Source organism: Streptomyces sp. NPDC004031 (genome assembly GCF_053604375.1).
In genome coordinates this window covers 106,094-119,653 of sequence record NZ_JBSGHL010000015.1, presented here as the reverse complement: position 1 = coordinate 119,653, position 13,560 = coordinate 106,094, and the positions used below count along the sequence as shown (strand labels likewise).

The 13,560-nt window shown below is 72.8% G+C and carries 15 protein-coding genes; 12 read left to right on the top strand and 3 right to left on the bottom strand.

What is annotated here, in order from left to right; translation table 11 throughout:
• Positions 1–35: 35 nt before the first annotated feature.
• Entirely contained in the window at positions 36–1,229 is a 1,194-nt protein-coding gene (locus ACWERV_RS12705; protein ID WP_398181093.1) for an RDD family protein, read from the top strand.
• A 115-nt stretch (positions 1,230–1,344) separates the two neighbouring features.
• Entirely contained in the window at positions 1,345–2,037 is a 693-nt protein-coding gene (locus ACWERV_RS12700; protein WP_452932042.1) for an RDD family protein, read from the top strand.
• Between the two features lie 41 nt (positions 2,038–2,078).
• Here ACWERV_RS12700 and ACWERV_RS12695 read toward each other — a convergent pair whose 3' ends face one another.
• On the bottom strand, positions 2,079–2,363 hold the full coding sequence (locus ACWERV_RS12695; RefSeq protein WP_398181099.1) for a hypothetical protein: 285 nt from the start codon (positions 2,361–2,363) through the stop codon (positions 2,079–2,081).
• Positions 2,364–2,722: 359 nt separating this feature from the next.
• On the opposite strand from ACWERV_RS12695, the gene ACWERV_RS12690 reads away from it, so the two are divergent.
• Both ACWERV_RS12690 and ACWERV_RS12685 read left to right on the top strand, forming a co-directional pair.
• Complete coding sequence (locus ACWERV_RS12690) at positions 2,723–5,155, top strand: immune inhibitor A domain-containing protein (RefSeq protein WP_452932039.1); 2,433 nt, start codon at positions 2,723–2,725, stop codon at positions 5,153–5,155.
• A gap of 88 nt (positions 5,156–5,243) precedes the next feature.
• Positions 5,244–5,546: a hypothetical protein gene (locus tag ACWERV_RS12685; RefSeq protein ID WP_398181105.1), complete on the top strand. Its 303-nt coding sequence runs from the start codon at positions 5,244–5,246 to the stop codon at positions 5,544–5,546.
• Positions 5,547–5,549: 3 nt separating this feature from the next.
• Here ACWERV_RS12685 and ACWERV_RS12680 read toward each other — a convergent pair whose 3' ends face one another.
• The gene (locus ACWERV_RS12680) at positions 5,550–6,125 is read right to left on the bottom strand and encodes an isochorismatase family protein (protein WP_398181108.1); all 576 of its coding nucleotides are present in this window, start codon (positions 6,123–6,125) and stop codon (positions 5,550–5,552) included.
• A gap of 306 nt (positions 6,126–6,431) precedes the next feature.
• Entirely contained in the window at positions 6,432–7,754 is a 1,323-nt protein-coding gene (locus tag ACWERV_RS12675) for a nicotinate phosphoribosyltransferase (RefSeq protein WP_398181111.1), read from the bottom strand.
• 135 nt (positions 7,755–7,889) lie between these two features.
• Between ACWERV_RS12675 and clpS the strand changes: the two genes are divergently transcribed.
• The 8 genes from clpS to ACWERV_RS12635 all read left to right on the top strand — a co-directional run bounded on the left by clpS (position 7,890) and on the right by ACWERV_RS12635 (position 13,448).
• Positions 7,890–8,207 carry an ATP-dependent Clp protease adapter ClpS gene (clpS, locus tag ACWERV_RS12670; protein ID WP_398181114.1) on the top strand — a complete coding sequence of 106 codons (318 nt, stop codon included), beginning with the start codon at positions 7,890–7,892 and terminating at the stop codon, positions 8,205–8,207.
• Positions 8,207–8,776 (top strand): DUF2017 domain-containing protein, encoded by a 570-nt coding sequence (locus tag ACWERV_RS12665; RefSeq protein WP_452932034.1) that lies wholly within the window; start codon positions 8,207–8,209, stop codon positions 8,774–8,776. The genes clpS and ACWERV_RS12665 overlap by 1 nt, the downstream gene beginning before the upstream one ends.
• Before the next feature lie 72 nt (positions 8,777–8,848).
• On the top strand, positions 8,849–10,363 hold the full coding sequence (locus ACWERV_RS12660; RefSeq protein ID WP_452932031.1) for an amino acid permease: 1,515 nt from the start codon (positions 8,849–8,851) through the stop codon (positions 10,361–10,363).
• Between the two features lie 88 nt (positions 10,364–10,451).
• Positions 10,452–10,871, top strand: coding sequence for a Mov34/MPN/PAD-1 family protein (locus tag ACWERV_RS12655; RefSeq protein WP_452932028.1), 420 nt, complete (start codon positions 10,452–10,454; stop codon positions 10,869–10,871).
• Positions 10,872–10,930: 59 nt separating this feature from the next.
• Positions 10,931–11,044: a putative leader peptide gene (locus tag ACWERV_RS12650; protein ID WP_398181125.1), complete on the top strand. Its 114-nt coding sequence runs from the start codon at positions 10,931–10,933 to the stop codon at positions 11,042–11,044.
• 160 nt (positions 11,045–11,204) lie between these two features.
• On the top strand, positions 11,205–11,483 hold the full coding sequence (locus ACWERV_RS12645) for a MoaD/ThiS family protein (RefSeq protein ID WP_398181128.1): 279 nt from the start codon (positions 11,205–11,207) through the stop codon (positions 11,481–11,483).
• A complete protein-coding gene (locus tag ACWERV_RS12640) occupies positions 11,483–12,433 on the top strand; it encodes a PLP-dependent cysteine synthase family protein (protein WP_398181130.1) in 951 nt (316 codons plus the stop codon). The genes ACWERV_RS12645 and ACWERV_RS12640 overlap by 1 nt, the downstream gene beginning before the upstream one ends.
• A 262-nt stretch (positions 12,434–12,695) precedes the next feature.
• Positions 12,696–13,448, top strand: coding sequence for an MBL fold metallo-hydrolase (locus ACWERV_RS12635; RefSeq protein ID WP_398181132.1), 753 nt, complete (start codon positions 12,696–12,698; stop codon positions 13,446–13,448).
• Positions 13,449–13,560: the final 112 nt, after the last annotated feature.

Here is a 13,560-nt window from a genome sequence, read left to right as displayed (position 1 = left end):
ATCCCCCGGCCGAGCAGATACGGAAGCTGTGACCCATGAGCGCTCCCCCTTCTGGTACCTCCGGTCCTTCCGGCGCGGCCGGGGCCGGCGGCTCGCCGTCACCGGCGCCGGGCTACTACCCGGACCCGTCGATTCCGAACTACATCCGGTACTGGAACGGCACGTCGTGGGTCCCGGGGACGAGCCGCCCCGCGCCCGGTTCCGCCGCGCCGGCCTCCGCCGCGCCCGCCGCCCCCGCGCTGGACGAGTCCGGTCCCGTCTTCCTCGACGCCGACCCGACCGCGCCCGCCGCCGTCCAGGGCGAACCCGAGCAGCCGGCGCCCGCCGCGCCCTCCGCCGCCTCCGCTCCCTCCGCCGCACGGCCGGTGTGGCCCGACCCTACGGCCTCCCGGCCCCCGGCGGCCGCCGCCGCGGGGGGCCCGGCGCCCGCCGCGCCCGTGTGGCCGGTGCCCGCCGCCAACCCGCCCGGCGGTGACCTGCCGCCGATCTCCTGGCGCGCACCGGACGGGGGCGGCGCCGCCCGCCCGCTGGTGCCGCAGCCGCAGGCCCCCGAGCAGCCCTCCTGGACGACGCCCTCGCCCGTCGGCCCGCCGGCGCCCGGGACGCCGGTCGCCACGCCGCCCGCGGTGCCGCAGCAGGGCCCGGCGCCCTGGGCGGAACAGGTCCAGGAGCTGGCCCGGGACGGCGGCGCCGCGGTGCCGTGGCGGCCCGTCGCCGCCGACCCCTTCGCCTCCGCCCGCGGCCACGACCGGCCCGGCGGGCTGTGGCGCCGCTTCGCCGCGCGGCTCGTCGACACCGTGCTCTTCGCCGCTGTCACCGGGGCGGCGGCGGTGCCGCTGGGCTCGGCGGCCTACCACCACGCCAAGGACAAGATCGACGCGGCCAAGCTCACCGGCGAGACGGTCAAGGTGTGGCTGCTCGACACCACGACCGGTGCCGAAGCGGGGGCGATCCTGCTGGTCGCCGTCCTCGCGGGGGTGCTGCTGGAGGTGCTGCCCACCGCGCGCTGGGGCCGCACGCTCGGCAAGAAGCTGATGGGTCTGAAGGTCCTCGACATCGAGGGCCAGCTCCCCCCGAGCTTCGGCGTGAGCCTGCGCCGCTGGGCGCTCCGCTCGGTCCTCAACGCGCTCGCCGTCGGCGTCGTCGGTGTGGCCTGGGCCCTCTTCGACCGCCCCTGGCGCCAGGGCTGGCACGACAAGGCCGCCCGCACGTTCGTCGCCGGAGCCTAGCCTCGCCGGGTACGTTCTCCGCCGCGCCGGGCGGTCGGCGGTCTCGCGGGGTCCGGGTCCCCCGGATGGATCTTGGCGGCGGGCGCACCGTCAGCTCGCGGGTTTGACTCGGGTCATGAGCAGTGATCAGCCGCCGCCCACCCAGCCGCAGCCGCCGCCCGGCAACCCGTACGAAAACCCCCCGCCCGGCGGAGGAGGCGGCGGCCAGTGGGGCGGCAACCCCTACGGCAACCCCCCGCCCGGCGGCGGCAACCCCTACGGCAACCCGCCGCCCGGCGGCGGCGACCCGTACGGCAACCCCCCGCCGGGGCAGGGCGGACCCCCGCCCGGTTACGGAGGCGGCGGGGGCGGCGGCGGGCAGCAGCCCCTGCCGGGGATGCCCCCGCTCGCGGCGGCGGGCAAGCGCGTCATCGCCCGCGTCATCGACATCGTCATCGTGCTGGTCCCCGCGGGCCTGCTGGACTGGGCGGCGGGCGGTGTGCACGGGAGCGACTGGAGCGCCGGGCGCTCCGCGATCGGCGGGGTCTTCACCGCCGGGCTCGGCTTCCTCTACGAGTGGTACATGACGAAGTCCACCGGTCAGACGGTGGGCAAGAAGCTGATGGGCCTGCGGGCGGCGATGCTCGCCGACGGCAGCGTGCCGGGCACGAACGCGGCCGCGGTGCGCGCCGCGGTGCTGTGGCTGCCGGCGTTCTGCTGCAGCTGCTTCTGGTTCCTGCTGATCGGGATCACCGTGCTGTTCGACAAGCCGTACAAGCAGGGGCTGCACGAGAAGGCGGCCAGGACCGTGGTCGTGACCGCCGTCTGATGGGGCGCCGCACGCAGGGGACGGCGGCGCCGCACGAGGTCTCAGCGCCGCAGGCTGTGCTCCTCGACCCGCTGCGGCTCCGTGCCGCCGGCCACCCGGGAGCGGGGGACCGGGACGGCGGCGGGCTGCGGGGCGGCGGTGCGGCGGCGGGCCGCGCCGGGCGCGGTGACCGCGACGGCGACGACCAGGCCGAGCAGCAGGCCGACGGCGGCGACGGCGACGACGGCGGCGCCGGAGCTGATGTCGGCGACGAGCAGCGCCGCGAGGGTGGACAGGACGACGGTGAGGGAACCGTAGAAGAGTTGCGCGGACGTCGGACGTGGCATCGGAAGGACCGTCCTCGGGTACGTCGAAGCGGGGGCACGCTGACGGGTGGCTCGTGTTCGGCATGCCCGGGGGCACCACCCGGTAAGCACAACCTAACCGACGGTGCGGTGCACGAGGGGGCGCACGGGGTCGCACGCGCGTCCGATGCCGTGCGAGGTACGGGGCGCGGGGGGGGGGGGAGCGCGGCCGGAGGGGGCGTCACCGCCCGTGCCCGGTACGGGAGTCCGGCGGAGCTGACGTCCGCTCAGCGGAGCCGTGAAACCGGTAAACGTACTGTCCTGCCATGCTCAAGTCAAGGTCTGTTTTTTCCTCCAGCACTCCGATGCAATGGCCTTTCCCAAGGGGAGGTCAATTAATCTTGAAGATTCAGCGGAGGATCACCCACACCGCCGCGTTGTCCCTGGCCATCGCCGTTCTGGGGGTGCTGCCCACCGCCACCGCGGCGGGCGCCGCCGGGGCGGACCGGGGGAGCGCGCCCGCGGGCGTGCCGGCGGCTTCGTCCCACGACCCGGCGGGCAACCAGTCCCACGACCTGCCGGGCCCCTTCAGCGCGCAGCAGGACGCCGAGCGCTCCGCCGCGCTCCAGCAGGTCGTCGCCGGCCAGGCCACCGTGCAGCAGATCGGCGGCTCGAAGGTCGTCGACCTCGGCCACGGCAAGAGCGCCAAGGGCGGCAAGGGCAAGAGCAAGTACGTCGAGCTGGGCCGGGAGAAGACCGACAAGATCTTCACCATCCTCGCGGAGTTCGGCGACCAGGTGGACAGCACGACCACCTACGACCCGGACGGTCCGGACGGCCCCCAGCCGCCCGTGACCAAGTACGGCGGTGACCCGGGCCCGGCGCACAACCAGATCGCCCGGCCCGACCGCTCCAAGGACACCAGCACCGCCTGGCAGGCCGACTACAACCAGCAGCACTTCCAGGACCTCTACTTCAGCCACGCCGCCGGCAAGGACTCGCTCGCGACCTACTACGAGCGCCAGTCCTCGGGCCGCTACTCCGTGGACGGCGAGGTCTCCGCCTGGGTCAAGGTGCCCTGGAACGAGGCCCGTTACGGCTCGAACTACTGCGGCAGCACCATCTGCTCCAGCGCCTGGGACCTGATCCGCGACGCGACGACCGCGTACGTCGCCGACCAGAAGGCGCAGGGCCGCACCGACGCGCAGATCAAGGCGGACCTGGCGCAGTACGACCAGTGGGACCGCTACGACTACGACGGCGACGGCAACTTCAACGAGCCCGACGGCTACATCGACCACTTCCAGATCGTGCACGCCGGTGTCGACGAGTCCGGCGGCGGCGGCGCGCAGGCCACGAACGCGCTGTGGGCGCACCGCTGGTACGCGTACGGCACCGACGTCGGCCGCACCGGCCCGGCGGACAACCGCGCGGGCGGCACCCAGATCGGCGACACCGGCATCTGGGTCGGCGACTACACCCTCCAGCCGGAGAACGGCGGCCTCGGCGTCTTCGCCCACGAGTACGGCCACGACCTGGGCCTGCCCGACGAGTACGACACCACGTACATCGGCGAGAACAACACCGCCTTCTGGACGCTCATGTCCTCCGGCTCCTGGCTCGGCACGGGCGGCGACTCGATCGGTGACCGCCCCGACGACATGAACGCCTGGGACAAGCTCCAGCTGGGCTGGCTCAACTACGGCACGGCCAAGGCCGCGACCCGCTCCACCACCAAGCTGGGCGTCGCCGAGTACAACACCAAGGACAAGCAGGCGCTGATCGTCAGCCTCCCGGACAAGACGGTGACCACGACCGTCACCCAGCCGGCCGAGGGCGACAAGCAGTGGTGGTCGGGCAGCGGCGACGACCTGTCCAACACGCTGACCCGCGCGGTGGACCTCACGGGCACGTCGTCCGCGTCCCTCACCCTCAAGGGCTGGTGGGACATCGAGGAGAACTACGACTTCCTCTACACCGAGGTCTCCACGGACGGCGGCGCCAACTGGACCCCGATCGACGGCACCGCCAACGGCACGGCGCTGCCCCGTGACGGCGGCGGCTACCCGGCGCTCACCGGCACCAGCGGCGCGTACGAGGACCTGTCCTTCCCGCTCGACGCCTACGCCGGGAAGCAGATCCAGCTGCGCTTCCGCTACCTGACCGACGGCGGCGTCGCCCAGCAGGGCTTCACCGCCGACGCGATCAGCGTCACCGCGGACGGCTCGGCGGTCTTCAGCGACGGCGCCGAGAGCGACGACAACGGCTGGACGGCCAAGGGCTTCAGCCGCATCGGCGCGTCCTTCACCGACGACTACCCCGAGTTCTACATCGCGGAGAACCGGCAGTACGTCTCCTTCGACCAGACGCTGAAGACCGGCCCGTACAACTTCGGCTGGCTCAACACGGCCCCGCAGAAGGCCGAGCACTTCCCGTACCAGAACGGGCTGCTCATCTGGCTGTGGGACACCTCGCAGGCCAACAACGACGTCGGCCTGCACCCCGGTCAGGGCGAGATACTCCCGGTCGACGCGCACGCCAAGGCCGAGAAGTGGTCGGACGGCACGATCATGCGCAACCGCATCCAGGCCTACGACTCGACCTTCAGCTGGTTCCCGACCAAGGGTCTGACCCTGCACAGCAACGGGGTCGCGACCAAGATCAAGCCCAAGCTCGGCGCGCCGGTCTTCGACGACCACTACGGCACGTACTACGACGCGAGCAACCCGTACGGCAGCGTGCAGGTGCCCGACACCAACACGCGCATCACCATCGTGTCCCAGCCGCTGGACGGCAGCACCATGACGGTGCAGGTCGGCCCGGCCCACCGCTGACCCCGTCACGGGGCGTTTGACCTGCGGTAACGATGCGTTCGGCCGCCGTCTGCTGGTGGACGGCGGCCGAACGGCGCACGATGTGAGCATGGCGGTCGGAGGCTTCAGCAAGCTGCCGAGCGGCACGGTGATCGTGGCGCTCGCGCTGCCCGACCCTGCCGACGCGGCACACCGGATACGCGTGGTCGTCCACGCGCTCAACCGGCAGCGCGCCCTGACCCGGCTCAGCAACCTCGGCTTCCGCGGCGCCCGCCTCACCGGCAACGCCGAACCGCCCACGCCGGACGAGATCAGCGCGGTCCTGCACCACCCGGACGGCCTGATCTGGCGCGACTACCGCGCCCGCACGTCCGACCCCTGGCACCCGATATCCGCGCTCAACCGCGTCTGAGGCCTACGCCTCCACCAGCTCCACACCCGCGCCGCGCAGCTCGTCCAGCGCCCGCCGCACGGTCTCCGGCGCCACCCCCGCGGTCAGCCGCAGCAGCACCCGGGTCGTGAACCCGGCGCGCGCCGCGTCCAGCGCGGTGGCCCGCACACAGTGGTCGGTCGCGATCCCCACGACGTCCACCTCCGCGACCTCCCGCGCGGTCAGCCAGTCCGCGAGGCTCGTGCCGTTCTCGTCCTGCCCCTCGAAACCGCTGTACGCGGCCGCGTACGCGCCCTTGTCGAAGACCGCGTCCACCGCGCCCGACGCCACCGCGGGCGTGAAGTTCGGATGGAAGCCGACCCCCTCCGTCCCCGCCACGCAGTGCACGGGCCAGGACGTCACGAAGTCCGGGTGCTCCGAGAAGTGGTCCCCCGGGTCGATGTGGTGGTCGCGGGTCGCCACGACGTGCCGGTAGCTCCCGGCGGACTCCCCGATCAGATCCGTGACCCCGGCGGCCACGTCCGCCCCACCGGCAACCGCGAGGCTGCCTCCCTCGCAGAAGTCGTTCTGCACGTCGACGACGATGAGTGCGCGGTGCATGATGCCCTTCCGGCGGATGGATGGATACGGCCTGAGCGTGAGGATTCTCCCGCACCCTCCCCGCGCCCGCACGCGCGGGTGCGGTGCGCCCCGCCGGGGCGCGCATGCCGCGCGGGGCAACCACCAGGGGCGCGGGGAACTGCGCGGCCCACCCCCACCGGCCGGTGGTCCGGGACGGACCGAACTGCCCCTTTCGGCCGGTGGCGACGCGCAGGCGCGCTGTGGCTGAGCGCGCAGTTCCCCGCGCCCCTGAAAAAACGAGGGCCCGGCGCAGTAGGGGAGCCCGGGGCCGGGGCGGCGCCCCGGTTACAGCACCTCCGTGGGGAGCACCGGCTCGCCGCGGGAGAGCTGGGTCGCGGACACGGGCAACGAGGCGCGAGCCTCAATGTGGCGCAGCCTCGCCGCCTCCAGGGGCTCGCGGCCGATGATGTCCCCGCCCCGGACGAGGGGCACGAGCAGCTGCCGGTCGGTCAGCTCCGCGGGAATCGGCCCGCTCCCGACGACCTCCGCGGCGGCGACCCCGTCCGCGTCCACCCGCCGCGCGGCCCACTTGCGGCCGCCGACGCTGGTCTTGCCGCCCATGGACTTCTTGGCGACGGGTACGAGCGGCCCGCCGTCGTCGCCGGCGCGGGCGACGAGCTTGTAGACCATGGAGCACGTCGGGTGCCCGCTGCCGGTGACGAGCGAGGTGCCGACGCCGTAGGAGTCGACGGGCGCGGCGGCGAGCGAGGCGATGGCGTACTCGTCGAGGTCGGACGTCACGACGATCTTCGTGTTCTTCGCCCCGAGGTCGTCGAGCTGCTGGCGCACCCGGTGGGCGAGCAGCAGCAGGTCGCCGGAGTCGATGCGGACCGCGCCGAGTTCGGGTCCGGCGATCTCGACGGCGGCGCGGACGGCCTCGGCGACGTCGTAGGTGTCGACGAGCAGCGTGGTGCCGCGGCCGAGGGATTCGACCTGGGCGGTGAAGGCGTCGCGTTCGGTGTCGTGCAGCAGGGTGAAGGCGTGGGCGCTGGTGCCGACGGTGGGGATGCCGTAGCGGAAGCCCGCGGCGAGGTTGGAGCTGGTGCGGAAGCCGCCGACGTAGGCGGCGCGGGAGGCGGCGACGGCGGCGAGTTCGTGGGCGCGGCGGGCGCCCATCTCCAGCAGCGGGCGGCCGCCGGCGGCGACGGCCATACGGGAGGCGGCCGCGGCGATGGCGGAGTCGTGGTTGAGGATCGACAGCACGACCGTCTCCAGGACGACGGCCTCGGCGAAGGTGCCCTCGACGCGCAGGATCGGCGAGCCGGGGAAGTAGACCTCGCCCTCGGGGTAGCCCCAGATGTCGCCGCTGAAGCGGTAGCCGGCCAGCCATTCGAGGGTGTCGTCGTCGACGACCTGCTCGCGGCGCAGGAAGTCCAGGACGGGCGCGTCGAAGCGGAAGTTCTCGACGGCGTCGAGCACCCGGCCGGTGCCCGCGACGACGCCGTAGCGGCGGCCTTCCGGCAGCCGCCGGGTGAAGGCCTCGAAGACCGAGCGGCGGTGGGCCGCCCCGCTGCGCAGTGCGGCCTGCAGCATGGTCAGCTCGTAGCGGTCGGTGAAAAGCGCGGTGGACGGCACGTCCACCGGCAGTCCCAGCTCTGCTGTGCTCATGGCACCGATGCTACCCCCGATTTCGTCAAACTGACGAGATCTCCGTCGTGTGCGGCCCCTCACACGGTGAAAACGCGCCCCGCGCACACCCCGGCTGGCACGCCCATTTGTGCGAGAGCCCCCACCGGCGGCAGCATGGAACCTGTGAGTGTCGCGCCTGTCGAGCCCGTCGAGACCCGCCCCGCTTCGAGCGAAGCGCCGTTCGAGGTGCCGGAGCCGGACGTCCCCTGGGTGACGCTCGTGCACAACGACCCCGTCAACCTCATGAGCTACGTGACCTACGTCTTCCAGACGTACTTCGGCTATTCCAAGGACAAGGCCACCAAGCTCATGGAGGACGTCCACTACAAGGGGAAAGCCGTGGTCTCCAGCGGCACCCGCGAAGAGATGGAGCGCGACGTGCAGGCGATGCACGGCTACGGCCTGTGGGCGACCCTGTCGCAGGACCGCTGATGGGCCGCCGCCGCGCCCGGCGGGGCGTGTTCACGGGCGTCGACGGCGGAGGCGCCGCGATCCTGCTGGACGAGGACGAGATCTCCATCCTGCGCACGCTCGCCGTGCAGCTGCTGGAGCTGATCGGCCCCGGCCCGGGAGCCGCCGAGTCCGACCCGGACGCCGACCCGCTCGCGGAGCTGTTCGCCGAGGGCCCCAGCAAGCCCCCCGAGGACCCCGCGCTGGCCAGGCTCTTCCCGAACGCCTACGAGGACGACGGGGACGCCTCGGAATTCCGCCGCTTCACCGAGAACGACCTGCGCTCCCGCAAGCGCGAGGACGCCCTCGCGATGGTGCGCTGCCTCGACCGCGACGGCTCGGAGCTGCGGCTGGCCGCGCCCGAGGCCCGCCAGTGGCTCGGCGCGCTCAACGACCTGCGGCTGACGATCGGCACCTACCTCGACGTCAGCGAGGACGACCAGAACGGCCTCTACCAGCTGCCCGACAGCGACGAGCGCAAGCCCATGGTGATGGCCTACCTCTGGCTCGGCAGCCTCCAGGAGTCCCTCGTCGAGGCGATGACCGGCTGAGACCGCCCGCGCGGCCCCCCGGGTGGCGGAGCGTGGATTCCGGCGTACCGCCCGCGTGGTACGGATCCGGGCATGACGGACGTGAAGGACGTGCCGCCCGGCGCTCCCGCCCCCGGCGGCGGCACGGGCGCGGGCGGGGACGCGGACGCCGACTACGAGCGCGGGCTCGGCAGCCGGCAAATCCAGATGATCGCGATCGGCGGCGCCATCGGCACCGGGCTCTTCCTCGGCGCGGGCCGCGCCATCCACCAGGCGGGCCCCAGCCTGATCCTGATGTACGCGGTCGCGGGCGCCGCGGTCTTCGCGATCATGCGCGCGCTCGGCGAACTGCTCACCTACCGCCCGGTGTCCGGCTCCTTCGCCGACTACGGCCGGGAGTTCCTGGGCCCCTTCGCGGGCTACGTCACCGGCTGGACGTACTGGCTGATGTGGGTCGTCACCGGGATGGCCGAGGTCACCGCCGCGGCCACCTACGTGCAGTACTGGTGGCCGCACGTACCGCAGTGGACGGCGGCCGGCGGCTTCCTGCTGGTGCTCTTCGCGGCCAACCTGATCTCGGTGAAGCTCTTCGGCGAGGTCGAGTTCTGGCTGTCGATGATCAAGGTGACCGCGATCGTCGGGATGATCCTCATCGGCGTCGCCGTGCTGACCCTCGGCGTGTCCGCGGCCGGCGACACCGCGTCGGCCGGCCACCTGTGGCAGGACGGCGGCTTCTTCCCGCACGGCATCGGCCGCTCGCTGCTGACCCTCCAGATCGTCATGTTCGCCTACATCGCCGTCGAGCTGGTCGGCGTGACCGCGGGCGAGGCGCAGAACCCCCGCGAGACGCTGCCCAAGGCCATCAACACCCTGCCGTGGCGCATCGTGCTGTTCTACGTCGGCGCGCTCACCGTCATCCTGTGCGTGGTGCCCTGGACGCACTTCCAGCCCGGGGTCAGCCCCTTCGTGGCCGCCTTCGCCGTCATCGGCATCCCCTTCGGCGCCGGCATCGTCAACTTCGTGGTGCTGTCGGCCGCCCTGTCGTCGTGCAACTCCGGCATGTACTCCACCGGCCGGATGCTCCGCGACCTCGCCGTCAACGGCCAGGGCCCGGCCTTCTTCTCCCGCCTCACCGGCCGCCGCACCCCCGCGGCCGGCACCGCCGCGTCGGTCGCCCTGATGGGCGTCGGGGTGTGGATCAACTACATCGACCCCGACGGCGCGTTCACGTACATCACCGCCTTCGCGACCGTCGCCGGGGTCTGGACGTGGGGCGTCATCCTCTGCTCCCACATCCGCTACCGCGCCGCCGTCCGCGCCGGGCGCGCCGCCACCGCGTGGTTCCGCGCCCCCGGTGGGGCCGCCGCCAGCTGGGCCGCGCTCGGCTTCCTCGCCGCCGTGCTGGTCATGACCGGCGCCGACAGCCAGGCCCGGATCTCGCTCTACGGGGTGCCCGTGTGGTTCGCGCTGCTCGCCGCCGGATACCGGGTGCTGCGCCGCCGCAACCCCGCCGCCTTCACCCGCCGCCCGCACCTGCCGCCGCGGCCCGCCGAGACGGCGCCGGGCACCCCGGACGGCCCGGCCGCACCCGACGCGGCGGCGCTGTGACCGCAGCGCCCGCCGCGCTCGTCCGGGACGCTGTGAGACCGGCCACCGGCGGGGGAGGGGCGACGGGGGCGGGCGGTACTTTTCTTGCATGCTGACCATCACCCAGGAGCTGCACGACGCGATCGTGGCCCACGCCCGCGCCGACCACCCCGACGAGGCCTGCGGCATCGTCGCCGGCCCCGAGGGCAGCGGCCGCCCCGAGCGCTTCATCCCGATGCTGAACGCCGCCCGCTCCCCGACCTTCTACGAGTTCGACTCCACCGACCTGCTGGGGCTCTACCGGGACATGGACGACCGGGACGAGGAGCCGGTGATCGTCTACCACTCGCACACCGCGACCGAGGCCTACCCCTCCCGCACCGACATCTCGTACGCCAACGAGCCCGGCGCGCACTACGTCCTGGTGTCCACCGCGGAGGAGTTTTCCGAGCCGCAGTTCCGCTCGTTCCGCATCGTGGACGGCACGGTGACCGAAGAGCCGGTCAAAGTAGTGGCTTCGTACGCCTGACGTCCCGGATACCGAGACGAGGCCCTGGGGCCGGTGGCGGGAATCGATACGATGAGCCCATGGTTTCCTCCGACGTGAGCGACAAGGCGCCGGGCTCGCTGCTCGTGGCGCGGCTGCACGTCGACCTGTGCCGCCGCACCAGCGCGGCGTGTCCGTCCGCCCCCGGCGACTGACGGCGCGCCCCGCCCTGCCGCACGCGATCCCAGGGCCCTCCGGGCCCCGGACCCGCACGACCGCACGAACCCCGTACGGCCCGCACAGCACCGCAGCCAGCCCGCGTCGCCACCGCGACACGAACCCCCGCATGCCCCACGCACTCACTGGAGCGAACGAATGGCCATCGAGGTCCGCATCCCCACCATCCTCCGCACCTACACCGACGGCGAGAAGTCCGTGGAAGGCAGCGGCAGCACGCTCGACGAGCTGCTCACCGACCTCGACACCCGGCACGCCGGCCTGCGGGCCCGGGTCGTGGAGGAGGGCGAGCTGCGCCGCTTCGTCAACGTCTACCTCAACGACGAGGACGTCCGCTTCCTCAAGGGCATCGCGACCGACGTCAAGGACGGCGACAGCGTGACGATCCTGCCCGCCGTCGCCGGGGGCATGGCCTGATGCGCTACGACAGCCCGCTGGCGGCCGTCGGCAACACGCCGCTGGTCCGCCTGCCGCGCCTGTCCCCGTCCGACGAGGTGAGCGTCTGGGCGAAGCTGGAGGACCGCAATCCCACCGGCTCCGTCAAGGACCGCCCGGCCCTGTACATGATCGAGCAGGCCGAGGCGGACGGACGCCTCACCCCCGGCTGCACCATCCTGGAGCCGACCTCCGGCAACACCGGCATCTCGCTCGCGATGGCCGCCCGCCTCAAGGGCTACCGCATCGTGTGCGTGATGCCGGAGAACACCTCCTCCGAGCGCCGCGAGCTGCTCGCCATGTGGGGCGCCGAGATCATCTCCTCGCCCGCGGCCGGCGGCTCCAACACCGCCGTACGCGTCGCCAAGGAACTGGCCGCCGAGCACCCGGACTGGATCATGCTCTACCAGTACGGCAACCCGGCCAACCCCGGCGCCCACTACGCCACCACCGGCCCCGAGATCCTCGCGGACCTGCCGACCATCACCCACTTCGTCGCAGGGCTCGGCACCACCGGCACCCTCATGGGCGTCGGCCGCTACCTGCGCGAGAAGGTGCCCGGTGTCACGATCGTCGCCGCCGAGCCGCGCTACGACGACCTGGTCTACGGCCTGCGCAACCTCGACGAGGGCTTCGTGCCGGAGCTCTACGACGAGTCCGTGCTGACCACCCGCTTCTCGGTCGGCTCGCAGGACGCCGTCCGCCGCACCCGCGAACTCCTCGCCCAGGAAGGCATCTTCGCCGGTGTCTCCACCGGCGCCGCGCTGCACGCCGCGCTCGGCGTCGCCGCCAAGGCGCAGCGCGCGGGCGAACGCGCCGACGTCGTCTTCGTCGTCGCCGACGGCGGCTGGAAGTACCTGTCGACGGGCATCTACACCGCCCCCAGCGACGAGGCCGCCGTCGCCGCCCTGCACGGCCAGCTCTGGGCCTGAGCCCCCCCCCGCACGTCCCGGGGCGACACCCCGGGACGTGCGCCACGCCCGGTGTCGCGCACCACACAAATCGCCAAGTGCGGCCGTACGGGACGGAAAAGAACCCCCGGACTGGTGATTCCGCCCACAACGGGGTGCCACGGTGGCCCCGCGCGGCGCAGCGCGCCTTACCCTCGCAAGACATGGCGGACCGCTTCCGCCAATACCCCCACGCCCTCAGGAATGGGGTGAATGCGGCGCGCCCACGGAGGTGTTTCCCGGAATGAAGCTCACCGTCGTCGGCTGCTCGGGGTCTTTCCCGTCCGCGGACTCGGCCTGTTCGAGCTATCTCGTCGAGGCGGACGGCTTCCGGCTGCTCATCGACATGGGAAACGGCGCCCTCGGCGAACTCCAGCGGCACGTCGGGCTGTACGACCTCGACGCCGTCGTGCTGAGCCATCTGCACGCCGACCACTGCATCGACATGTGCGGCTACTTCGTCGCCCGCTACTACCGGCACGACGGCGGCCCCGCCCCCGTCATCCCCGTCTACGGCCCGGCCGGCACCGAGCGGCGGCTCAACATCGCGTACGGCGACGTGCCCGACGAGAAGTGCATGAGCGAGGTCTTCGACTTCCGCACCCTCACCCCCGGCCGCTTCTCCCTCGGCCCCTTCGACGTCACCACCGACCTGGTCAGCCACCCCGTCGAGGCCTACGGCTTCCGGCTCGGCCACCAGGGCCGCACCCTCGCGTACTCCGGTGACACCGGCCCCTGCCGGGCCCTCGACACCCTCGCCGAGGGCGCCGACCTCTTCCTGTGCGAGGCGTCCTTCGTGCACGGCAAGGAGGACATCCCCGACCTCCACCTCAACGGCCTGGAGGCCGGCCAGATCGCCGACCGCGCCGGCGTCTCGCGCCTGGTGCTCACCCACATCCCGCCGTGGACCAGCCCGGCGGTCAACCTGCGCGACGCCCGCACCGCCTTCGACGGCCCCGTGGAACTGGCGAAGGCGGGCGCGGTCTACCAGCTGTAGTCCAGCCGGCAGGCCACACCCGCCTCACACCCGCCCGCCCACGGCACCCGGCAGGTGCGCAGCAGGTTCCCGTATCGGTACGGGAGCCCGGCCGGACGCCGGGGCGGGTGGT

Bases quoted from the DNA above. Each gene is read 5' to 3' on its own strand.
- ACWERV_RS12705 (WP_398181093.1), top strand. From the start codon at position 36: ATGAGCGCTCCCCCTTCTGGTACCTCCGGTCCTTCCGGCGCGGCCGGG.
- ACWERV_RS12700 (WP_452932042.1), top strand. From the start codon at position 1,345: ATGAGCAGTGATCAGCCGCCGCCCACCCAGCCGCAGCCGCCGCCCGGC.
- ACWERV_RS12695 (WP_398181099.1), bottom strand. From the start codon at position 2,363: ATGCCACGTCCGACGTCCGCGCAACTCTTCTACGGTTCCCTCACCGTC.
- ACWERV_RS12685 (WP_398181105.1), top strand. From the start codon at position 5,244: ATGGCGGTCGGAGGCTTCAGCAAGCTGCCGAGCGGCACGGTGATCGTG.
- ACWERV_RS12680 (WP_398181108.1), bottom strand. From the start codon at position 6,125: ATGCACCGCGCACTCATCGTCGTCGACGTGCAGAACGACTTCTGCGAG.
- ACWERV_RS12675 (WP_398181111.1), bottom strand. From the start codon at position 7,754: ATGAGCACAGCAGAGCTGGGACTGCCGGTGGACGTGCCGTCCACCGCG.
- clpS (WP_398181114.1), top strand. From the start codon at position 7,890: ATGGAACCTGTGAGTGTCGCGCCTGTCGAGCCCGTCGAGACCCGCCCC.
- ACWERV_RS12665 (WP_452932034.1), top strand. From the start codon at position 8,207: ATGGGCCGCCGCCGCGCCCGGCGGGGCGTGTTCACGGGCGTCGACGGC.
- ACWERV_RS12660 (WP_452932031.1), top strand. From the start codon at position 8,849: ATGACGGACGTGAAGGACGTGCCGCCCGGCGCTCCCGCCCCCGGCGGC.
- ACWERV_RS12655 (WP_452932028.1), top strand. From the start codon at position 10,452: ATGCTGACCATCACCCAGGAGCTGCACGACGCGATCGTGGCCCACGCC.
- ACWERV_RS12650 (WP_398181125.1), top strand. From the start codon at position 10,931: ATGGTTTCCTCCGACGTGAGCGACAAGGCGCCGGGCTCGCTGCTCGTG.
- ACWERV_RS12645 (WP_398181128.1), top strand. From the start codon at position 11,205: ATGGCCATCGAGGTCCGCATCCCCACCATCCTCCGCACCTACACCGAC.
- ACWERV_RS12640 (WP_398181130.1), top strand. From the start codon at position 11,483: ATGCGCTACGACAGCCCGCTGGCGGCCGTCGGCAACACGCCGCTGGTC.
- ACWERV_RS12635 (WP_398181132.1), top strand. From the start codon at position 12,696: ATGAAGCTCACCGTCGTCGGCTGCTCGGGGTCTTTCCCGTCCGCGGAC.